Genomic DNA, 21,392 nt, shown 5'->3' on the forward strand with positions numbered 1-21,392 from the left:
CCGCGCCGTCCATCGCTTGCGGATAGCGCTTGACCAATCGAGCGATCACGTTCCATCTAACAACGGTTCCACCTTCAGATCGCCACGCGTCGGATCGTCACGTGCCTTTTCGCAGCCAATCCCGTCGTGCGTTGCGCGCTGCCGCAGCGGGACTCCTGTGTCTGGCGGTCCCCGCCGGCGGCGCCTTCGCTGCCGACGATGAGGAGGAAAAGCCGGCGGTCCCGAACATCTATCTCGATCTCCGCACCATCTATGCGACGATCCCCGCTGGCACGCTCGCGCTCGGCTTCGGCAACACCTCTCTGTCAGCCGCATTCCAAGCCCTGGCGGCGCAACGAGGCACGTCGCTGCCGAATGGACTGCCGGCCGCGAAATCGATTGCGATCGACCTGCCGCTGACCGTCGACGTCAGCGACCGCGTTTCGCTCTACGGCGGCGTATCCGGCACGACGACGGATATCGGCGGCGGCTGGTCGTCCTTCGACATCACGAGCTGGAACATCGGCGTGCAGGCCGATCTCTACCAGCAGAATGGCGGGAAGATCCCGACCATCACGCTGCAATCGACCCTGACGCAGTCGGTGCCCAACGAGCAGGGCATGACGAACTCCTTCAACAACATCGTGGAATTCGACTACGCGGTCGACGAGGACGAGACACGGGGCTGGCTCGCCGGCCTGCAATACACCACCGTCACCATCGCCAGCCCGTTCGCCACGATCCGGCCGAATACAATCCTCTATGCCGGCGGCTACTATCAATGGCCGAGCAACTGGAAGTTCACCGGGCGCCTCGGCATGCAGTCGTTCGGCGGCGCGCAGCTCGCGGGCCGGACGCTCGCGGAATCCTTCACCCAGCCGGTCCTGCGGCTCGACCTCGATCGCATGGACGACAACGACAACCGCCTGTTCGGCATCACCGCGCAGATCGCCTGGATGCCGAAGCCGTCCTATCAGGTCACGTTGCGCACACCGCTCTACGCCGTGCGCAACTAGTCAGGCACCGGCACGTCGAAGGTGTTGAGCGTGACCGAGACCATGCAGTAGACGCCGACGAGATAGGACAGCTCGGCCGCGCCGTGCTCGCCGAATTCCTTCACCGCCGCACGCCAAGTCAGCTCCGGCAGCACGCCGCCGCTGACCAGTGCCGAAGCCATGTCGTAGGCGACGGCTTCCTGCTTGGTGAGGTCCACCGGCCGCTGGCCGGCAACGATGGTCGCGAGCTTCTCGTCGGAGAGGCCACGCTGCTCGGCCACCAGCACATGAGCGTAGAGCTCGTAACCGGAGCGGAAATGCGAGCCGGTGACGAGGATCGCGACCTCGCGTACGGCCGCGGGCAGCAGCGGGTTCGACGCAATCGCCTTGACCAGCTCCCACACCGGCTTGCCGAAGCGCGGCTCGCGGATCCAGGGATTCCAGGGCCCGAGCAACGCGCCGTCCTCGCGCATGTTCACAAAACCCTTGAAGTGGTCCTTCATGCCGGCCCGCATGTCGTCATAGAGCGGCTTCTGTTCGTCGGTTAGCTCTTTCGGATCGAGAATGGGAAGGCGCACGGTAGGGTCTCCTCGTTGAGAAGACGCAACCGTCACCTGCATGCCTGCGCAAGGCAAGTGAAGTTGCCGTGACGACCGTGCGATTTCGCAAATGCCAGGCAGATCTCGCTATGACGCCGTGGGGTTTTGCAGGCTTTGAGGATTGACCACGTCGTCGACGTCCAGCGCCAGTGGCTCACCTGTGGCGAGGAACGACGACAGCGCCGCCTCGAACGGCGCCGGATCGAGGCCGCGCGCGGCGAGCCAAGCGGGCTCGTAATAGGTCTGCCGGTAGCGCTCGCCGGAATCGCAGATCAGCGTCACCAACGATCCCGTGACGCTCGCCTGGCGCATCTCCGAGGCGAGCCGGCACAGCGCCAGGAAGTTGGTGCCGGTGGAGCCGCCGACCGCACGGCGCAGCCGTCGCGACAGCACGTTCATCGCCGCGACCGTTGCCGCATCCGGGATCTTCATCATGCGATCGACCACGCCGGGCACGAAGGACGGCTCGCAGCGGGGGCGACCGACGCCCTCGATCAGCGACGGGCGGTCGCAAACACGGGAGCGGTCCAGCGTGCGGAAGCAATCGAAGAACGCGGAATGCTCGACATCGGCGACGCACAGCCGGGTCGGATATTGCCGATACCGCAGATAACGTCCGATGGTGGCCGACGTGCCGCCGGTGCCGGCGCCCATCACGATCCAGTCCGGAATCGGCCGCGGCTCGCCCTGCAACTGCGTGAAGATGGACTCGGCGATGTTGTTGTTGCCGCGCCAGTCGGTGGCCCGCTCGGCAAAGGTGAACTGATCCATGTAGTGGCCGTCCAGCCGGGCGGCGAGTGCCGCGGCTTCCGCATAGAGCGCGCGGCCGTCGTCGATCAAATGGCAATTGCCGCCATAATGCTCGATCGCGGCGATCTTCTCCGCCGAGGTCGTGCGCGGCATCACGGCGTAGAAGGGCACGCCGATCATCTCAGCGAAATAGGCCTCCGACACCGCGGTTGATCCCGACGAGGCCTCGACCACGGGCGTGCCTTCGCGGATGTGGCCGTTGCAGAGCGCATAGAGGAACAGCGAGCGCGCGAGGCGATGCTTTAGGCTGCCGGTCGGATGCGTGGACTCATCCTTCAGATAGATGTCGATGCCCGATAGCGCCGGCACGATCAGCCGGATCAGATGCGTGTCGGCGGTGCGGCACTGGTCGGCCTCGATCGCGGCCACGGCCTCGTCGACCCAGCCGCGCCGATAGGCCGGCCCGGCCGGATTGTGCTGGCGGAAGGGGAATGTCTGCATCGGGCGAATCTCTCATGATGCGGATAGCGCATCAATAGCTGCGCCTAAAATTCCAGCGGCGCGTTGTCGACGACTTCCTTCATCACGAAGAAGGTCCGGGTCTGGCGCACGCCGGGGAGCGCGATCAGCTGCTCGCCGTGGATGCGATTGAAATCCTCCATGTCGCCGACGCGGATCTTGAGGAAGTAATCGAAATCGCCGGCGACGAGGTGGCAGTCGAGCACGAACTTCAGCTTTGCAACGGCCTGCTCGAAGGTGGCAAAGCTCTCTGGCGTCGAGCGGTCGAGCACGACGCCGACCATCACCAGCGTGCCCTTGGCCACCTTCTTCGGCGCGACCATGGCGCGGACAGTGGCGATGAAGCCGTCCTCGAACAGGCGCTGGGTGCGACGGTGGCAGGTGGCGGGGCTGATCGCGACCGTTTCGGCCAGCTCGGCGTTGCTGAGCCGACCGTTATTCTGAAGCAATCTCAATATCTTGAGGTCGGTGCGGTCGAGTCGGGCAGCCATGAAAGAAACTTCCGAAAATAGGTGCTGTTCTGGAAGGAATGTTAGCAATTATCACAACTTTCGCAAGAAGCCGTGCAACATGGCCGCAATATTCGAGAGCACATTTTCCCGACGTGATGCTAGGGAAGCCGCAACACCAACGCCAATCGAGATGACCCATGAAGCTGGACAAATTTCCGCGCTATCCTTTGACCTTCGGCCCGACGCCCATCGAGAAGCTGGAGCGCTTGTCAAAACATCTCGGCGGCCAAGTCGAGGTCTATGCCAAGCGCGAGGACTGCAATTCCGGCCTCGCCTATGGCGGCAACAAGCTGCGCAAGCTCGAATACATTATCCCCGATGCGATCGCCTCCAATGCCGATACGCTGGTCTCGATCGGCGGCGTGCAATCCAACCACACCCGCATGATCGCGGCCGTCGCGGCCAAGCTCGGCATGAGATGCCGCCTGGTGCAGGAAGCCTGGGTGCCGCACGAAGACGCAGTCTATGATCGCGTCGGCAACATCATGCTCTCGCGCATCATGGGCGCCGACGTGCGCCTGGTCGACGACGGCTTCGACATCGGCATCCGCAAGAGCTGGGAGCAGGCGATCGAGGAAGTGAAGGCCGCGGGCGGCAAGCCCTACGCCATTCCCGCCGGCGCCTCCGTGCATAAGTTTGGCGGCCTCGGCTATGTCGGCTTTGCCGAGGAGGTGCGCAAGCAGGAAGCCGAGCTCGGCTTCAAGTTCGACTACATCGTCGTCTGCACCGTCACCGGCTCCACCCATGCCGGCATGCTGGTCGGGTTTGCGGCGGACGCCCGTGCGCGAAAGGTGATCGGCATCGATGCCTCCTTCACGCCGGCACAGACCAAGGCCCAGGTGCTCGAGATCGCGCAGAACACGGCAAAGCTCGTCGAGCTCGGCAAGGACCTCGTCACTGAGGACGTCGTGCTGATCGAGGACTACGCCTATCCCGCCTATGGCGTGCCATCGGAGGAGACCAAGGAGGCGATCCGCCTCACCGCGCGCCTCGAAGGCATGATCACCGACCCTGTCTACGAGGGCAAGTCGATGCAGGGCCTGATCGATCTCGCGAAAAAGGGCTATTTCGAGAGGGGCGCGAAGATCCTCTACGCCCATCTCGGCGGCGCGCCCGCGCTGAACGGGTACGCGTATGCGTTTAGGAATGGGTGAGTCATAAGGGAGGCGAGACGACTCTCGCCTCTCTTCGTAGCCCGGATGGAGCGAAGCGTAATCCGGGATTCCCACCATACGAAGTGACTGTCCCGGATTGCGCTTCGCTCCATCCGGGCTACAGCAGCTGCGATCGTGGCTACCGCGTCCTGACGATCTGCAGCAGCTCATCGCCGTAGTGCTCGAGCTTCTTGTCGCCGATCCCCGGCACGTTGCGAAGCTCGTCCAGCGTCGTCGGCCAGGCCCGGACGATGCCGTCGATGGTGGCATCGTGCAGCACCACATAGGCCGGCACGCCGCGTTCGCGCGCGATTTCTGACCGCCAGGCGCGCAGCCGCGCGCGCAATTCGGGATCGACGTCGCCTCGCGGCGCGCTCGCCGCGGGCGCGAGGTCACCGCGGCGTGACGTGGCCCGGCTGGCGCGAACCCGCGTGCCGGGCGCCTCCTCGCGCAGCCAGACCTCGGTCTCGCCGCGCAGCACGCCGCGCGAAGACTCCGTCAGCTTGAGCGCGCCGTAGGCTTCGCTGTCGCTGCGCAAATGGCCCATCGCCACCACTTGCCGCAGCACCGTGCGCCACTGCTTCTCGTTGAGCTCGCGGCCAATGCCGAACACCGACAGCTTGTCGTGACCGAACTGTGTGACCTTCTCGGTCAGGCGTCCGACCAGCACGTCGATCAAATGCATGGCGCCGAAACGCTGCCTGGTGCGATAGACGCAGGACAGCAGCTTCTGCGCCAGCACCTTGCCGTCGCGCATCTTCGGCGGCGTCAGGCAATTGTCGCAATTGCCGCAGCTCTCGCCCATCACGATCTCGCCGAAATAGGCGAGCAGGCGCCGGCGCCGGCAATGCGGCGTCTCGGCGAGGCCGACCAGCGCATCGAGCTTGCCGATCGAGACCCGCTTGAAATCCTCCGATCCGGCCGATTCGTCGATCATGCGGCGCTGCTGCACGATGTCGGAGAGGCCGTAGGTCATCCACGCCGCCGACGGCTTGCCGTCACGGCCGGCGCGTCCGGTCTCCTGGTAATAGGCCTCGATGCTCTTGGGCAGGTCGAGATGGGCGACGAAGCGCACGTCGGGCTTGTCGATGCCCATGCCGAAGGCGATGGTCGCGACGATAACGATGCCGTCCTCGTTGAGGAAGCGATCCTGGTTGCGCGAGCGCACCGCCCCGTCGAGCCCGGCGTGGTAGGGCAGCGCCGCAATGCCGGCCTCGGCAAGCGCGGCGGCGACCTCCTCGACGCGGGTGCGCGACAGGCAATAGACCACGCCGGCATCGCCCATGTGGCGCTCGCGGATGAATTCTTTCAGCTGCGACACCGCATTGCGCTTTTCGACGATCTCATAGCGGATGTTGGGCCGGTCGAAGCTGGAGACGAACTGCGGCGCGCCCGTCAGCTGCAGCCGCTCGACGATCTCCTTGCGCGTCAGCTCGTCGGCGGTCGCGGTCAGCGCGATGCGCGGCACGTCGGGAAAGCGCTCGGCGATGACGGAAAGGCCGACATATTCGGGCCGGAAATCGTGACCCCATTGCGAGACGCAATGCGCCTCGTCGATCGCGAACAGCGCCACCTTCGCCTGAGCCAGCAGCGACAGGCAGCGCGGCGTGACCAGCCGTTCCGGCGCGACATAGAGCAGGTCGAGATCGCCGGCGAGCAGGCGGCGTTCGATGTCGGAGGCCTCCTGCGGCGTCAGCGACGAGTTCAGCGCGGCGGCATTGACGCCGGCCTCGATCAGGCCGGCGACCTGGTCGCGCATCAGGGCGATCAACGGCGAGACCACGATGCCGCAGCCTTCGCGCAGCAAGGATGGAAGCTGATAGCACAGCGACTTGCCGCCGCCGGTCGGCATCAAGACCAGGCAATTGCCGCCACCCGCGACGTGGCGGATGATCTCGCCCTGCGCGCCGCGGAATCCGGGCAGGCCGAATACCGAATGCAGCACCGACAGCACGTCGCGGCTATCGGGCGGCGCAGGCAGTGGGGCGTTGGAGGGAGCGGACATGGGCGGAGCAGATCAGGCCGTGGGATTCGTCACAAGGCCAGTCGCATGCTGGTGTGGCCGTGGCAAGACTGTTTGGAGGCGAGGCACGACTCTTCCCTCTCCCCTTGTGGGAGAGGGTGCCTCGCGAAGCGAGGTGGGTGAGGGGTTCTATCCGCGAACGCAGATATGAGCTTGTGGAGACATACCCCTCATCCGGCGCTTCGCGCCACCTTCTCCCACAAGGGGAGAAGGGAAGAAGAGGCTACGCCCCGATCCGTCGCAGCGCTTCTGCGACGGTCACGATCGGCATGTTGCGTCTGCCGGCCGCCTCAAGCGCATGACGCATCAGATGCGGCGTGCAGCCATAGGGGCTCGGCCTGTCGGTGACGTCGTGGCCGTAGAAGATCAGCCAGCCGCCGCTCGCGACCGCCTCGTCGAAATAGCGATCGACGCCCGCCTCGTCGATCTCGCAATCGACCAAGGGGGAGGCGCGCAGGAATTGGAGGTCGATGACGCCGCTGTTGACGCCGGGAAGAATGCCGCGCGCGGAACGGAAGGCCTTTGTCAGCTGCGGCTTGCGCCACACCGAGGCGATGCCATAGGGATAGGCGAAATTCTCCAGCGTGATCGAGCCATCGATGCCGCGGAGATGGCTGCGGTTTCGTTCGATCTCGCGCGCCATGGCGGCTTCGTCGAGCGTCGCCGAGCTCTGATGCGAGAAGGTGTGGCAGGCGATCTCGTGCCCGGCGCGGTGAAGCCGGACGATCGCATCATCCGAGAGGCCGTGCCAATGCTCCGACGGCCGACCGATCAGGCTGCCGGCGAGGTAATAGGTGCCGCGGCCGCCATGCCGCTCCAGTAGCTCGGCGCCCTCGCCCGCGGCGCTATCGGGGGCATCGTCGAACGTGAAGCTCACCATCGCCGCATGCGCGGCCAGCCGGTGCGGCGCGGCGCGGAAATGCCGAGCCAACCGATTGCTCACGCGTCCCTTGAGTGCCGACCACACGACTGCGTTTCCTGTGATGCCTTCTTGCTCTACTGAAACATTCGTGCCCAGGTCGAGGCAAGCCTAACGCCCGGGTAATCCTAACGCCGAACCAAGAGCGCTTCGGCTAGCGCACCGACATCGACGCGTCGGCGTCCGCGCCGAGATAACGCAACCAATTGCGGAAGAGCACCGCCGCCGCGTCGCCAGCGCCGATATCGGCGCGCAGGTTCAGCGCGGGCAGCTCGTTGCTGAGCGCCGGATGGCGCTGGTGCGCCGCCTTCTTCTCGAACCGAGCCAGCTTCTCTTCAGTCGCTGCGTCAAAATAACTCACCGGCAGGCGCGGATAGGTCTCCCGCTCCCGCGCGAGATAGCGGCCGATGTCACGCAGATATTCGCGCTGCAGCGACAGCGCGTCATATTCGGGGTGACCCTGGAAGAACACGAAGCGGCTGGCATATTGGCGAACGAAGACGTCGACGCCAGCCTCCTGTGAGCGTGTCAGCACCTGATAACCGGCGTGCACGAGGTCGCTCTCGGCGATCTCGTTCAGACGTGAATGCGAGACCTTGAGCGGTGCGGGCGCAGAGCGGGTCAGCAAATCGTCCGTCACGACGCCGCAATCGAAAATGCCGTGACATTTTGCCGGCAGCCGCCGCCGTTCAATATTGTCGAGATGCAGCACCGCGGCATGCGCGGCAAGGCACGACCAGATCGTCGAACGCGTGTTGGCCTTGGCCCAGTCGATCAGGTTGGTGAGGTCGCGCCAGTACGGCTCCCCGTCGAGCTCGGGCGCGATCGGCTCTGCGCCCGTCACGATCAACCCATCGAATTTGCCGTGCTCGAGATCGGAAAGGTTGGAATACTCGCTCTCAACGTGCCACTTGGCTTCCGGCGACCGCTTCACGCCGGGAAGCGAGAAGCAGTGGAAGCGGATACGGCGCGAGCCCGCCGCGGCCAGAAGCAGCTTCATGAACTGCCGCTCGGTCGCCTTCAACGCGGCATCCGGCATGTTGTTGACGAGGCCGATGGTGAGTTCGGCGCCGGCATCGCGCGCGAGATCGTGCGCGGCCGGCACCAGCGTCGGGCCCGCGATGACCTGATCCTTGTCGATCAAGATCGTCATGGCCGGCGCCGCCTACTCCGCGGCCTCGCGGCGCGCCGACGGGCAGGCCTTTTCCAGCGCCTGGTCGATGTCCTCGATGATATCAGAGACATGCTCGATGCCGACCGACAGACGGATCGTCTCCGGCAGCACGCCGGCGGCGCGCTGCTGCTCCGCCGACATCTGGCGATGGGTGGTCGATGCCGGATGGCAGGCGAGCGACTTGGCATCGCCGATATTGACGAGCCGCGTGATCAGCTTCAGCGCATCGTAAAACGCCTTGCCGGCCTCCATGCCGCCCTTGATGCCGAAGGTGAACAGCGAGGAGGCGTTGCCGTTCAGGTACTTCTGCACCAGGGGATAATAGGGGCTGTCCGGGAAGCCGGTGTAATTGATCCAGGCCACGCGCGGATCGCCGCGAAGGATTTCGGCGACCTTGCGGGCGTTCTCGACATGGCGCTCCATGCGCAGCGCCACGGTCTCGATGCCCTGAAGCAGCAGGAAGGCGTTGAACGGCGACAGCACCGAGCCCATGGTGCGCTGATAGACGCTGCGCGCGCGCTCGATATAGGCGGTCTTGCCGAAGCGCTCGGCATAGACCAGTCCGTGATAGGAGGCGTCGGGCTTGTTGTAGGCCGGGAAGCGATCGGCGTGCTCGGCCCAGGGAAAGTTTCCGGAATCGACGATGGCGCCGCCGAGCGTGGTGCCGTGACCGCCCAAGAACTTGGTCAGCGAATGCACCGCGATGTCGGCGCCGTAGTCGAACGGCTTGAAGAGGATCGGGGTGGCGACGGTGTTGTCGACGATCAGCGGCACGCCATGCGCATGGGCGATCTTCGCCAGCGCCTCGATGTCGCAGACATTGCCGGCGGGATTGCCGATGGTCTCGGCGAACACCGCACGGGTGTTCTCGTCGATTAGCTTCTCGACCGCCTCGGGCTTGTCGCTCTCGGCGAAACGGCCGGTAATGCCTTGGCGCGGCAGGATGTGGGAGAGCAGCGTATGCGTGGTGCCGTAGAGTTGCGGCACGGAGACGATGTTGCCGCCGTGATCGGCGACGTTGACGAAGGCGAAATGCAGCGCTGCCTGCCCGGTCGCGACCGCGAGCGCGCCGACGCCGCCTTCGAGCTGGGCGATGCGTTTCTCCAGCACTGCGCTGGTCGGATTGGCGATGCGGCTGTAACGAAAGCCTTCGGTCTCCAGATTGAACAGGGCGGCGCCATGATCGGCGCTGTCGAAGGCGTAGGCCGCGGTCTGGTAGATCGGCACGGCCACTGCGTGCGTGGTGGCTTCAGGCTCGTAGCCGGCGTGAATAGCGATCGTCTCGTTGCGCATCGTGCCACCTCCGCGTGGAGCGGGCCGCACTTATTGGCCTAGAATGAGGCATGTGCGTTGTCCGCCGCTCCTCTGTTAGAGGCGGGTGGTAAAGCGGACAATAATTCGCTTAGAGATCGAGGAAGTAACCCTAATGCTTGCTCGCGGATTGGCTGAAATCCGGGTTAAAGCGGATTAACGAACGCGCTCTCGCCGTGGCGCTCCTACTCCCCTTGTGGGAGAAGGTGGCGCGAAGCGCCGGATGTGGGGTGTCTATCCACACGCGAACTCGTGGAGGGATACCCCTCACCCGTCTCGCCGCTCTGCGGCAAGCCACCCTCTCCCACAAGGGGAGAGCGTGAAATTACCCGCCGCTACGCCATTCTTTCCCACAGCCGGTGCGCGAGCACGCCGACGCGTTTCTCGATGGCGGCTGCGGCATCGAGGGCGAGATCCTCGCGATAGCGGCCGGCAATCAATTGCACGCCGATCGGCTTGCCGTCATGCAGCGCCACCGGCACCACGGCGCCGGGCAGGCCCAGCACGTTGATGGCGGAGATGAAGCGGATCTCGCCCCAGAAGATCTCGCGCACGCGCTCGGAGCTGATGGTGTCCTCGCGCGGGCCCGGCGTCGGCTTCACCGTGGTCGGCGCCAGCACCACCGGATACTCCTCGAAGAACAATTGCCAGGCGCGGATGTGGCCGTTGCGCGCGGCGGTCGCCTGCATCCAGCCCTTGAGATCGAGCACGTTGGCCTTGGCCTTCATGCCGCCCCAGGACTTGTGAAAATCCTCGGATGTGACCTTCAGCATGGCGGCCTCCTGCATCATCACGGTCTCGTTGGTGATGATGTCGCACCAGGTCTGCCAGACCCCGTTGATGTCGGGTACCTCGACCTCGCTGACGCGATAGCCGGACCGCTCGAGATGATCGGCAGCCTGGCGCAGCGCCGCGGCGACAGAGGGATCGACGTCCATGTCCTCGGGGATCTTTGCCAGTGCAACCTTGATCGGCCGCTTCGGCCGCTCGCCGACCAGCGGCGCGGGCACCCACCAGGGATCGCGCGGATCGCGCTGGCTCATCACCTCCAAAGCGAGGCGCACGTCGGCGACATGGCGCGCGAGCGGCCCCTGCGCCGACATCAGATGCGCCAGCATAGGCCGCTCCGACGTTGCGCTTCCGTTGAAGGCGGGGATGCGGCCCTGCGTCGGCTTGATGGTGGCAACGCCGTTGCAATGCGCCGGCCAGCGCAGCGAGCCGCCGATGTCGTTGCCGTGGGCGATAGTGCCGATGCCCGCAGCGACCGCCGAGCCCGCGCCCCCGGAGGAGCCGCCGCAGGTGATGTCGGGATCCCAGGGGTTGAGCGTCAGCCCGTGCAGGGGATTGTCGGTGAAGCCGCGAAAGGAGAATTCGGGCGTGTTGGTGAGACCGATGACGATCGCGCCTGATTTCTTCAGGTTGCGCACCACGGGCGAGTCGGAGGGTGCAATGAGGTCCTTGTTGGCGGGCACGCCGTTGAAATTCGGCCGGCCCTCGTAGTCGACATTTTCCTTGATCGTAATCGGCACGCCGTGCAGGAGACCGAGCTCGCCGCCTTTGGCGCGCTGCTTGTCGGCCGCGTGCGCCGCTTTGAGTGCCTCCTCCGAGAGATCGACGACGACCGCATTCAGCTTCGGATTGACGGTGCGCATTCGTTCGAGATGCGCTTCCACCGCCTCGACCGCGGAGATGGCGCCGGAGCGGATCGCAGCCGCGGTCTCAACCGCCGACCATTGCCAGGCCGGGCCGTTCGGGCGCCGCGGCTTCGCCGATTTGCCGGCAGCGGCCTTTCCGGCCGGCTTGGCGACGGCGCTCTTGCGGCCGGAGCCCTTCTTCGAAGCCTTCGCCGTCGTCTTCAACACACTTTTCTTCTTGGTCGCCGTCTTCTTCGCCACGCCGCATCTCCTAAATTTGCGCGGCGGAGGTTAGGGACGACATGGGACCCTGTACAGGCGCGATTCTGCATGGCGCATTGTCGCGACGCTCTGTCGCAATCGCAGCCTTCCATGAGCAAGCTCCTACACCAACGGTGGATTGAGCCGCGCAAAGCCCTCCTGGACGCGATAGGGATAGTACGGATAAGGCGGCATCACCCCGCTGACCTCATCGAGCCGCTTGATCTGGTCCGCGCTCAGCGACCAGCCGACGGCACCGAGATTGTCGCGCAGCTGCGCTTCGTCGCGCGCCCCGATGATCACGGAAGAGACCGTGGGACGCGACAGCAGCCAGGCAATCGCGACCTGCGGCACGGTCCGAGCGGCCTCCACAGCAATCGCATCGAGCACGTCAATGACGGCGTAGAGGCGCGCATCGTCCACGGGCGGACCGAACTGTGCGGTGGCATGCAGGCGGCTTCCTTGCGGCAGCGGCTGGCCGCGCCGGATCTTTCCGGTGAGCCTGCCCCAGCCCAGTGGGCTCCAGACCAGAGCGCCGACGCCCTGATCGCGCGCGAGCGGCATCAGTTCCCATTCATAGTCGCGCCCCAGCAGGGAGTAATAGACCTGGTGCGCGACATAGCGCGGCCAGCCATGCCGGTCCGCGATCGCGAGCGACTTCATCAGCTGCCAGCCGGCGAAATTCGAGACGCCGACATAGCGCAGCTTACCGGCGCGCACGAGCATATCGAGCGTGGACAGCACCTCCCCGATCGGCGTGAACGCGTCGAAGGCGTGGAGCTGAAGCAGATCGATATGGTCAGTGCCGAGCCGTCCTAGCGCCGCATCGACCGAGGCAAGCAGCCGCTGCCGCGACGAGCCGGCATCGAGCGGACCGTCGCCCATCGGCAGGCTCATCTTGGTCGAGATCAGCACCTTGTCGCGGCGCCCCTTGATCGCGGCACCGAGGATCTCCTCGGAGGCGCCGTTCGAATAGACATCGGCGCTGTCGAACAGATTGACGCCGGCATCGAGGCAGATATCGACGAGCCTGCGGGCCTCATCGATGCCGCTGCGGCCCCAGGCGGAGAACAACGGACCCTGGCCGCCGAACGTGCCGGTGCCGAAGCTGAGGGCGGGAACTTTGAGCCCGGAAGCGCCGAGATTGCGGTATTCCATGATCGCTCTCCTACTCCGCCGGGCACACCGCGACGGTGGCCGGCGCGCGATCGAGCCGGAGACTCCACAGCGCCAGAACGAGGCCAATGGCGGTGATGCCGGCCGCGACCAGCGGCAGCGCCGAAAGGCCGAGCCCGCGGTCGATGGTGAGGCCGCCTGCCCAGGCGCCGAGCGCATTGCCGAGATTGAACGCGGCGATGTTGAGGCTGGAGGCGAGCGTCCGGCCACTGGGACCTGCGGCTTCCAGCACGCGAAGCTGAAGCGGGGCGACGGTCGCGAAGGCGGCGGTGCCGAGTAGCAGGATCAGCGCGACGGACAGGATCTTGATCGACAGCACGGCCGCCAGGCCGAGCAGCACGATCGCAAGCGCGGCAAGCGTGCCGGTCAAGGCCCGTGCGAGGCCGCGGTCCGCAAGCTTGCCGCCGGCGATATTGCCGATCCCAAGGCCGACGCCGAACACCAGCAGGATCGGCGAGACGGCAGCCTCCGAAAAGCCGGTGAAGCGCGTCAGGATCGGCTGGATATAGGTGAAGACGACGAACAGTCCGGCGAAGCCGAACACGGTCATGGCAAGACCGAGCAGCACCTGCGGACGGCCGAGCACGGCCACTTCCTCGGCAAGCGAGATCGGCTTGTCGCCATCGCCGACATGGCCGGGGACGAGCCCGGCGACGACCGCAAACGCGATCACGCCGATGACAGTCACCGCCCAGAACGCCGCGCGCCAGCCGAGCATCAGGCCGAGCCAGGCACCGAAGGGCACGCCCAGGAGCGTCGCGACCGTCAGGCCGATGAACATGGTGGCGATCGCAGACGCACGCTTGTCCTCGGCGACGAGGCTGGTGGCCACCACCGAGCCGACGCCGAAGAACGTGCCGTGGGCGAGGGAGGTCAGCACCCGCGCGGCCATCAGCAATTCGTAAGTGGGTGCGAGCGCGCAAGCCGCATTGCCGAGCGTGAAGATCGCCATCAACGCCAGCAGCACGGTTTTCCGCGGCAGCCGCCGCGTCGCCAGCGTCAGCACCGGCGCGCCGACGAACACGCCGAGCGCATAGCCTGATATCAGCAGGCCCGCGACCGGGACCGAGACGTGCATGTCGGCGGCGACCTGCAGCAGCAGGCCCATGATGATGAATTCGGTGGTGCCGATGCCGAAGGCACCGGCGGTGAGCGCGAGGACGGCAGGAGGCATGCGTTGCTCCAAGGGATGAGACGAGCCACGCAGATAGCGGCGCTGCCGCCAAACCATTAGAATGTCCGCAATCCAATCATTTGTGACGTGAATTCAACATGGCCCGTTTCGATACCAACCGCTCGGCCGAGATGGAGGTCTTCGTCCGCGTCGTGGACCTCGGCGGCTTCACCCAGGCCGCGCGAAAGCTGCGTCTGACGCCATCGGGCGTCAGTAAGCTGATCTCGCGTCTGGAGGCGCGCCTCGGCGCGCGGCTCGTCAACCGCACCACGCGCAAGCTGACGCTGACAGCGGAAGGCCAGGCCTTCTACGAGCGATCGTTGCGCATCCTCGCCGAGATGGAGGAGGCCGAGCGCGAGGCGGCCTCGGGCGCGGCGCCGCGCGGCCGCCTCACGGTCAACTGCAACATCCCCTTCGGCATGCTGCATGTGATGCCTTTGATCCCGCGGTTTCTGGCGCAGCATCCCGACGTCACGCTCGATCTCGTGCTGACCGATACGGTGATCGACCTGATGCAGGAGCGCGCGGACGTCGCCATCCGCGTCGGTCCGCTGCGCGCCTCGCGGCTGGTCGCGCGAAAGCTCGGCACCAGCCGCATGGTCGTGGTCGGCGCGCCGGATTATCTCGCCCGTTGCGGCATGCCGAAGATTCCGGCCGATCTCGCCGACCACCGCGGCATCGGCTGGACCTTTCCACGCAGCATCCGCGGCTGGCCGTTCAGGCGTGGCGACCACGCCGAGGAGGCCCTGCCCCCGCCGGTCGCGCGCGCCAGCGACGGCGAAGCCGCCCGCCGCCTCTGCCTCGGCAGTGTCGGTCTCGCGCGCCTCGCGCTCTTCCACATCGGCCCCGACATCGAATCCGGCCGCCTCGTCCCGGTGCTGCAAGGATACAATCCCGGCGACCGCGAAGACATCCACGCCGTCTATGTCGGCCACACCGCCCCACTCCCGGCACGCGTGCGCGCGTTCATCGATTTCCTCGCCGAGCACGTGCGGGTGAGCGACCCCGCGTTGAAGCGGACCGGGGATGGGAAGTGGAGGGTCGAGAAATGAATTGGGATGCTCAATTGACGCGCCTCTTATAATCATCGCCATTGAATCCCTCAACCAAAAGATGTAGTCTACCATTATTTGGCGGAGAATGCTCCCGTAGTTTTTGGAGCTCATTTGCAATTCAGAACGAGACTAGCTGCGCCCGGAGGGACAGCAAAATGCATTTCCACAGAATGCGGCATTCATTCCTCACACGCATTTCATTGAGAAAGCTCACTTTCGTAGTCGCACTCGATGCTGTGCTGCTAATTGCATTCGGCGCTAACACGCCGCTAAGTGCCTCGACCGAAGAATGCACAATCGACAGCGCCTGGAAGCGCGTGCGAAAGACTTTCCCGATTCATGATCAGGGATTGGCGCGCTGCGAAAATCAGAGAACAGGACGTACGGTAGTGGTTCTTACCGAGCCACCGCCGCACATTCCTGCCGATCGAGCCAATGAAATTATCAGGGCTCTGTTTACGGTATCGTCCGACAAGATCGAATTGATTCAGAAACGAAGAAACCCTTTGGGATTCGACGGCTGGGCTGAAGACCTCGTTATTCTAGTTGATACGCGGGACGCAGCTACGAAAGAACAACTTTATCACAGCCTCGCTATGCTGGCTGCCCTTGCCTTTGGCAGCACCTACAAAGCGGAAGTGAGAAACATTGACCGGATGTTTCCTACCAGCGGGATGGCACCCCCTCCCCTCGAGGTCAGCAAAGAAGAACTGTCGAGTTGGTTTTTCGGACCGAACGCGCAGAAGTTGTTAGGCGTTACGGGAGCGTCATCGGCTACGCTACAGGAACGCGCGGCTCGAAATGAGACTGGAACATTTTATAGCGAGACGCCGGGGCTGGTAGTTGCGATACTACCTCGAGGTAGTGGCGACGTGCTCAACAACTATATTGCGGATGTCCGCAGATTTGTCGTCGATAGCGACGCATTCATTGGCGCAATAAAGCTGAATGATCGCAGAGTAGCCCTAATTGGGCGTGAGCGCACCACGTCGCAAGCTAACATGGCGCCGCTCAGGCTGGAGACGATCTTTCTTTTGGCCTCTGAACGATCATTTCAACTTTCACAGAGCTACGAGCGCCGACGGCCTTTTGCGGGAAAATTGCTGGCCACGTCGGAAGAATTGCTCGGCTGGGACTGGGCTCCTATTCTGCTTAGCGACAGCATCATAGATACCGAGTTCGGTAGCCTCCTTAATTTTACGGACAACATGCTGAAGAGCTGGTCCGAAGGTGGACAAATTTCTTACAAGGGCTTCCTACATCCACAACCTCCAAACTTTCCATTCGGATTGAGCGGAGCCTTTAGGAGTCTGAAGACAAGTCGCCTAACATACAACTGGAACACGGCTGGTGTCGGCTTAGTATCGTCGATCAATGGCCTAGATATATTCGTGCTAAGAAACACCGGCAGTCTTCCCGTGTCGTACTTTCCGGAAGGCTCAATTGATGATGACGAAGTCGCAAAGGCGAAGCTTTCGAAGGCCGAGGACGATGCCTATTTTTATTTTCGATCATTGCGCAATCCGCTCCTTGAGCGGGCGGTGCAGTACGCCGCTCTATTTCAGGTTTTTCTTGCTTTCGACATGCGAGCCAATCGGCCGCACGATCTCGCTCCAGCTTCAGCCACAATGAGCCATCTGGAGGATATACTCTCCAGAAATGTCAAAGAGTCACTTGGTGCCCTCCAATACGGCGCAGGCCCCACGATCAACGAACTGTGGCTAAGAGACGAGTTTATCGTTCGGGGAACGGAGGCCGCCAAGCGTCTTTTGAGTCAAATGCCACCGCCCGACGTACGGCAGGAACTCGATAAAAGGCGCGCTAATTTCAAGACGACCTCCGCCGTGTTGGAAGCAATCGGTGGGCCGACGTGGAAAGAAGAGGTAGCGAAAGTCGCGGCCCAGGGTGAAAGCTTCTCTCCAAAAGTAAGCAATCTGTTGGACCCCATGATTGCGAGCGGAATTCGGTTAGTACGCTCGCCTGACGCGGTGCGACAACAGGTCGTGAAAGAACTGGACCACAATCCGACGGGATGGATCAGAACGCCTTCTATTGTCGTTTCGCGAGGCGACGAGAATTCGCGGCAACTTACCGGAGGCCATAACATCGGTGGCCGAGCGACGCGGGTTGTTATTGATCCGACGGTCCCAAAAGGCCATGTCAAAGCCAGTGGCGACTATGCTGAAGGAAGAGTCTTGCGACTTAATCCAGCCGACAAGGATGCGGAGCAAGAGGTCGTAAGGCTGTTCGACAGAGAGGTCGGGCTACTCGATGAAAATGCAGCGAAGGGGATTCGAGCTATTGAGACGCGCCTGGCGACCACCCCTATAACGGCGCGCCCAATTCGCGTGATCGACGACGCCTTGCAGTTTAAGCCCGGCCGCACTACTCGTGGTGCAAGTCCCGACCTGCAATCGATACAAATAGGGTATGATTTGGAGTCGACTGCAGTCAGGGCGCGACCCCAATTTGATGGAATTATCCAAGGCACAGGTGCTGACGTGCTGGTCGCACCATCGCCCCCGGCCGGATACCTTGTGATAAGGCCACGGCCAGCACCACCAAAGACGATCGCGACGCCAAACGCCACCAGCATGTACGAAGCGGTGGAGAATACCATTAGAGATGTTTCTTTGGGCCCTCCAGCGTTAGCAAAGCCAAAGATTGTTTTCAGCTCGACTGACAAGGCCGACGTCGTCCGTCACGTCGATTCTCTCTATCAGCGTGGCGCAGCCGTTGCAGGCGCTGGCGGAAAGCCGCCGTTTGGCGGGAATCGCGGGCTATTTGGCTTTGCCGATGGACCCGACCCACAGCGACCGTTCATGTATTCCGCGATGAAACGCACTGGACCATCTCCTAAGCATGAGGGGTCTACCTTTGAGAATGCTTGGGACCGGATGAAAGGGTGGGTCGGAAGGAGGTCAGAACGACTGCACGTCGAGCCCGCGAGCGCAGCAAATTATCTGAAGGCAAGACCCCGCTGGTCAGATGCTGAAATCCGCTTTCCGAAGGAAGACGAGACACTGCTCATTAGCACTTCGTCAAATTCAGGCCACATGCATATCGTCGAGGTGACCGTGCCTATCACGATAGAAACCAGGTCCCAGTCATTGCTCATTCGAGCAATGGCTTGGTTTAAGGATAAGCCAGAGATCGCAAAACTATCAAAACTAGAAGCGGACAGTTTGAAGGTTTTCAAGAACTCGGCGGATAGCGCACTTGAAGATGCATTTGCGCGATACAAAGAACTTATGCTCCGTGAAAACGGGGCAACAAATATCGAAATCAATTTATCGAACGAAGGCCGCGATATAGTTATTGTCCAGACAATTCCTTCGCATGACAGGAACCACACATAAAGAACAGCGCGCCAGCCCTTCAGATTGCATTCTGTTGCTGGCCCTTCCACGCAGCTTCGATGCAATCCAGAGTGCGCTTGGAGGGGGACCTTATGCCGATTATGTGAGCCGAGGACTTCTCTGGGGCAACGTTCTCGAGCTGTGGGAATCCACTTTCAAAGGTGTTGCGAGTGCCGCTAACGCGTTGGCTGTCGAGGCGAGAAATATTGGTATCTCAGTGACGGAAGACGCCACGTTGGCCGATCTTCATGCAAGCTTCGAGGGGTTTCGCATTATTACAATCGTCGCTCATTGGCGCGGCCCGACGCTATCCAAAGAAGACATTGCCCTGCCTCCGTCGCTCATAGCAAACCGGCTGTGCGAGGATCAAGATGAGTTCTCAGCACTTTTCCGAATCGGAATGGCACCTGACTGGACAACGAGACTCGCAACTTCGGGGAGCGAGGATATCCGACGCTCGCGTCTCGCCGAGTTGCTAAATACACGATTGAGCAGACCTCCCCCTTTAGCGCCTTCTCCTCAGGCGACGCAATGGCATATGGATTTCACTACCCTATATCACTTTAACCGCGCAGCACTTGATCATTGGTGGCCCGACGCCATCAGAGCGGGCAATCGCCTTGAGTTATTCGATGGGCTCCACTCGGCTGAGGATATTGGTGGCACCGTTCCAAACTCGTGGGCCGGAGTTGCGGATCTTTCAAATTGCCAATCCGCACAACTCATATCGATCGTCAAATGCTATCGTCATGACCGAGTTGTGATCGCTAATGAACTTGAGACCGATCCGGTTAGTAGAATGGCGGCGCTCCAAGGCGTGTACAGGCTAGTAGCCCAAGGTTGGGACTACGTCGAAGCGCGAAGGCGCCTTGCAGAACTTATTCGGAGCAACGGGCGAGGTGGAGAGAAATCATGAATACACTGAAAGCAACGCTCCCCGATGCATTTCCCAACCTCAGAAACCTTAGTGGGGCAGGACGTACGATTGACCGAGATCGACTTGCGCTAGTGCTTGACGGACTGGCTGCGAATCTAAAGAGAGCCTATTGGATTAGGCTGCTGGTAGGAACAGCAATCTTTCTCGTTCTATTTATCGTTATGATTCGATACTCCAGCGAACCGACAGTGCTGGCCGCAACAGTTGCAGCGACGGGGGCAACTGTCGGAGGAACGATCAGAGCGCTTAAGCAGGTAACAGAGGAGATGGCTCGCGTCGGCCTTTTACTAGCGATCACACCGGAGGTAAGCATCGAAGCGCTGACCGAAATTGCAAAAACAGTCGTGGCGAAACTCTAGGTGACCCTCGTCGCGAACAGCCAATCGGTCTGAGGCTAATTGGCGGAGAGAATGTCGGTCTTCCTAGGCCAAGATCCACCGTTCAAGCTACCGCAAAAACCGGCGCTTCACGTCCGATACTTTCATCGAAACTCCGGTGACACATCGAGTGACTGGTCCGCCCCCCAATTTTCACCGGCGACATGAGCCGCCGCGACGAACTCTCGCTTCAGCGCCACCTGGTCTTCGATGCAATCCTGACTCGCATTCACGCACCGCGCGAAGGGAAAAACGGCGTGAGCGTACCCCTTACCGCGCACGTCGATATGCCGCACGCAGCGCCCGCGGAGTAGGATTTAGGCCTGACCGTCCATAACGGCGCTAGCGACAGGCCCAACGCCGGCGAAATAAATTGCTTCTGCATTGCGGCCGCGCTTCCTAGGGTCGGCCTGTGCTTGACCAATTCCAGCGTCCGCATGAGCACGGTCAAATGTGCGATTCCGAAAAAGAGGCGACCACGATCATGAGCAATGCCATCACCGCCACCGGGGAGAAGCCGCTGACTCCGGCCATGCTGCGCGAGTTGTCGGTGCGGTCCGATTGGCAGGGCCTGATCCGCGCGGCCAGCCATTACGGCGTCATCGTCGTTGTCGGCGTGCTGATCTGGCTGGTCTCATCGCAATACGGAATCGTCTGGGCGTTGCCGCTGGTGGTCGTCCAAGGCTACTTTGTCGCATTCCTGTTCATGGTGGTCCACGAGACCGCCCACAAGACGGCGTTTCGCAGCCGGGCGCTTAATCTCGCCTTCGGTCATCTCTCCTCGTTCGCGGTCGGCTTGCCTTACGAATATTACTGCTTATTCCACTGGGATCATCATCGGTACACGCAGGATCCAGAGAGGGATCCGGAACTGCTGTCGGTTCCAATCCCGAACTCGGACGCGCAACTGGTGATCGTGTACAGCGGCTTGCGGCAGGTTGCCTTCCGGGTGGGGCTGATGCTTCGCCATGCGTTGACCGGCAACGCCACGTCACCCTGGATTCCCGAAAGCAAACGCCACATTGTCGTGACAGAAGCGCGTCTCCATCTGGCAGGCTACGTCGCGCTGTTGCTGGCCTCGATCGCGTTGCACACCTTGATCCTGTTGTGGGTCTGGGTGGTCCCCGTGATCGTCGGTCAATTGTTTCTGCGTCCGTATCTGCTTGCCGAACACACCGGCTGCGATCGCACGCGCAGCGCCTTCCAGAACACCCGCACCACCTATACCGCCAGGTTCGTGCGCTGGTTCGCATGGAACATGCCCTATCATGTCGAACACCATGCCTATCCTTCGATTCCTTTCCATGCGCTGCCGAAACTGAACCGGATCGTCGCCGATCGGATCGTCTACCCAGGCCCGGGCTACATCGCAGTGACGCGTCAGACGTGGGCCTGGTTTCGCCGCGCACGCAACGGCATCGAAAGCCCGATCGGTTCTGATTGAACCGGGATCAGGGCTTGGCGAAAGCCAGCAGAGTGCTATT

At 62.6% G+C, this 21,392-nt stretch carries 17 protein-coding genes; 7 read left to right on the forward strand and 10 right to left on the reverse strand.

Going from position 1 to position 21,392, the window contains the following annotated elements:
• The first annotated feature begins 131 nt into the window (after positions 1–131).
• On the forward strand, positions 132–995 hold the full coding sequence (locus I6F09_RS33705) for a hypothetical protein (protein WP_225189970.1): 864 nt from the start codon (positions 132–134) through the stop codon (positions 993–995).
• On the opposite strand, the gene I6F09_RS33710 is transcribed toward I6F09_RS33705, so the two are convergent.
• From I6F09_RS33710 to I6F09_RS33720, 3 genes are all read right to left on the reverse strand, one after another.
• Positions 992–1,552: a carboxymuconolactone decarboxylase family protein gene (locus tag I6F09_RS33710; RefSeq protein ID WP_036014759.1), complete on the reverse strand. Its 561-nt coding sequence runs from the start codon at positions 1,550–1,552 to the stop codon at positions 992–994. The genes I6F09_RS33705 and I6F09_RS33710 overlap by 4 nt on opposite strands.
• A 108-nt stretch (positions 1,553–1,660) precedes the next feature.
• Entirely contained in the window at positions 1,661–2,824 is a 1,164-nt protein-coding gene (locus tag I6F09_RS33715) for a PLP-dependent cysteine synthase family protein (protein ID WP_109141754.1), read from the reverse strand.
• 44 nt (positions 2,825–2,868) lie between these two features.
• The gene (locus I6F09_RS33720; RefSeq protein WP_036014765.1) at positions 2,869–3,333 is read right to left on the reverse strand and encodes an Lrp/AsnC family transcriptional regulator; all 465 of its coding nucleotides are present in this window, start codon (positions 3,331–3,333) and stop codon (positions 2,869–2,871) included.
• Positions 3,334–3,491: 158 nt separating this feature from the next.
• On the opposite strand from I6F09_RS33720, the gene I6F09_RS33725 reads away from it, so the two are divergent.
• A complete protein-coding gene (locus tag I6F09_RS33725; protein ID WP_225189938.1) occupies positions 3,492–4,508 on the forward strand; it encodes a 1-aminocyclopropane-1-carboxylate deaminase in 1,017 nt (338 codons plus the stop codon).
• Positions 4,509–4,647: 139 nt separating this feature from the next.
• On the opposite strand, the gene recQ is transcribed toward I6F09_RS33725, so the two are convergent.
• The 7 genes from recQ to I6F09_RS33760 form a co-directional block, all read right to left on the reverse strand.
• Complete coding sequence (gene recQ / locus I6F09_RS33730; protein ID WP_225189939.1) at positions 4,648–6,513, reverse strand: DNA helicase RecQ; 1,866 nt, start codon at positions 6,511–6,513, stop codon at positions 4,648–4,650.
• Between the two features lie 241 nt (positions 6,514–6,754).
• Positions 6,755–7,498 (reverse strand): polysaccharide deacetylase family protein, encoded by a 744-nt coding sequence (locus I6F09_RS33735; protein ID WP_346730136.1) that lies wholly within the window; start codon positions 7,496–7,498, stop codon positions 6,755–6,757.
• Positions 7,499–7,604: 106 nt separating this feature from the next.
• Positions 7,605–8,603: a homoserine O-succinyltransferase gene (locus I6F09_RS33740; RefSeq protein WP_225189941.1), complete on the reverse strand. Its 999-nt coding sequence runs from the start codon at positions 8,601–8,603 to the stop codon at positions 7,605–7,607.
• A gap of 12 nt (positions 8,604–8,615) precedes the next feature.
• Entirely contained in the window at positions 8,616–9,917 is a 1,302-nt protein-coding gene (locus tag I6F09_RS33745; protein ID WP_225189942.1) for an O-acetylhomoserine aminocarboxypropyltransferase/cysteine synthase family protein, read from the reverse strand.
• Between the two features lie 353 nt (positions 9,918–10,270).
• A complete protein-coding gene (locus I6F09_RS33750; RefSeq protein WP_225189943.1) occupies positions 10,271–11,830 on the reverse strand; it encodes an amidase family protein in 1,560 nt (519 codons plus the stop codon).
• A gap of 123 nt (positions 11,831–11,953) precedes the next feature.
• Positions 11,954–12,988 carry an aldo/keto reductase gene (locus I6F09_RS33755; RefSeq protein WP_225189944.1) on the reverse strand — a complete coding sequence of 345 codons (1,035 nt, stop codon included), beginning with the start codon at positions 12,986–12,988 and terminating at the stop codon, positions 11,954–11,956.
• A 10-nt stretch (positions 12,989–12,998) separates the two neighbouring features.
• On the reverse strand, positions 12,999–14,180 hold the full coding sequence (locus I6F09_RS33760; RefSeq protein ID WP_225129859.1) for an MFS transporter: 1,182 nt from the start codon (positions 14,178–14,180) through the stop codon (positions 12,999–13,001).
• A 98-nt stretch (positions 14,181–14,278) separates the two neighbouring features.
• Between I6F09_RS33760 and I6F09_RS33765 the strand changes: the two genes are divergently transcribed.
• From I6F09_RS33765 to I6F09_RS33785, 5 genes are all read left to right on the forward strand, one after another.
• A complete protein-coding gene (locus I6F09_RS33765; RefSeq protein ID WP_225189945.1) occupies positions 14,279–15,232 on the forward strand; it encodes a LysR family transcriptional regulator in 954 nt (317 codons plus the stop codon).
• Positions 15,233–15,390: 158 nt separating this feature from the next.
• A complete protein-coding gene (locus I6F09_RS33770; RefSeq protein WP_225189946.1) occupies positions 15,391–18,594 on the forward strand; it encodes a hypothetical protein in 3,204 nt (1,067 codons plus the stop codon).
• Positions 18,575–19,510, forward strand: coding sequence for a hypothetical protein (locus tag I6F09_RS33775; RefSeq protein WP_225189947.1), 936 nt, complete (start codon positions 18,575–18,577; stop codon positions 19,508–19,510). The genes I6F09_RS33770 and I6F09_RS33775 overlap by 20 nt, the downstream gene beginning before the upstream one ends.
• Positions 19,507–19,890: a hypothetical protein gene (locus tag I6F09_RS33780; RefSeq protein ID WP_225189948.1), complete on the forward strand. Its 384-nt coding sequence runs from the start codon at positions 19,507–19,509 to the stop codon at positions 19,888–19,890. The genes I6F09_RS33775 and I6F09_RS33780 overlap by 4 nt, the downstream gene beginning before the upstream one ends.
• A gap of 502 nt (positions 19,891–20,392) precedes the next feature.
• On the forward strand, positions 20,393–21,352 hold the full coding sequence (locus I6F09_RS33785; RefSeq protein WP_225189949.1) for a fatty acid desaturase: 960 nt from the start codon (positions 20,393–20,395) through the stop codon (positions 21,350–21,352).
• The last annotated feature ends 40 nt before the right edge of the window (positions 21,353–21,392 follow it).

This window comes from Bradyrhizobium sp. IC3195 (genome assembly GCF_020193585.1).
Classification (GTDB): domain Bacteria; phylum Pseudomonadota; class Alphaproteobacteria; order Rhizobiales; family Xanthobacteraceae; genus Bradyrhizobium; species Bradyrhizobium yuanmingense.

Excerpts from the sequence above, each read along its gene's own strand:
- I6F09_RS33715 (WP_109141754.1), bottom strand. The coding sequence starts at position 2,824 with ATGCAGACATTCCCCTTCCGCCAGCACAATCCGGCCGGGCCGGCCTAT.
- I6F09_RS33720 (WP_036014765.1), bottom strand. The coding sequence starts at position 3,333 with ATGGCTGCCCGACTCGACCGCACCGACCTCAAGATATTGAGATTGCTT.
- I6F09_RS33725 (WP_225189938.1), top strand. The coding sequence starts at position 3,492 with ATGAAGCTGGACAAATTTCCGCGCTATCCTTTGACCTTCGGCCCGACG.
- recQ (WP_225189939.1), bottom strand. The coding sequence starts at position 6,513 with ATGTCCGCTCCCTCCAACGCCCCACTGCCTGCGCCGCCCGATAGCCGC.
- I6F09_RS33740 (WP_225189941.1), bottom strand. The coding sequence starts at position 8,603 with ATGACGATCTTGATCGACAAGGATCAGGTCATCGCGGGCCCGACGCTG.
- I6F09_RS33745 (WP_225189942.1), bottom strand. The coding sequence starts at position 9,917 with ATGCGCAACGAGACGATCGCTATTCACGCCGGCTACGAGCCTGAAGCC.
- I6F09_RS33755 (WP_225189944.1), bottom strand. The coding sequence starts at position 12,988 with ATGGAATACCGCAATCTCGGCGCTTCCGGGCTCAAAGTTCCCGCCCTC.
- I6F09_RS33760 (WP_225129859.1), bottom strand. The coding sequence starts at position 14,180 with ATGCCTCCTGCCGTCCTCGCGCTCACCGCCGGTGCCTTCGGCATCGGC.
- I6F09_RS33765 (WP_225189945.1), top strand. The coding sequence starts at position 14,279 with ATGGCCCGTTTCGATACCAACCGCTCGGCCGAGATGGAGGTCTTCGTC.
- I6F09_RS33770 (WP_225189946.1), top strand. The coding sequence starts at position 15,391 with ATGCATTTCCACAGAATGCGGCATTCATTCCTCACACGCATTTCATTG.
- I6F09_RS33775 (WP_225189947.1), top strand. The coding sequence starts at position 18,575 with ATGACAGGAACCACACATAAAGAACAGCGCGCCAGCCCTTCAGATTGC.
- I6F09_RS33780 (WP_225189948.1), top strand. The coding sequence starts at position 19,507 with ATGAATACACTGAAAGCAACGCTCCCCGATGCATTTCCCAACCTCAGA.
- I6F09_RS33785 (WP_225189949.1), top strand. The coding sequence starts at position 20,393 with ATGAGCAATGCCATCACCGCCACCGGGGAGAAGCCGCTGACTCCGGCC.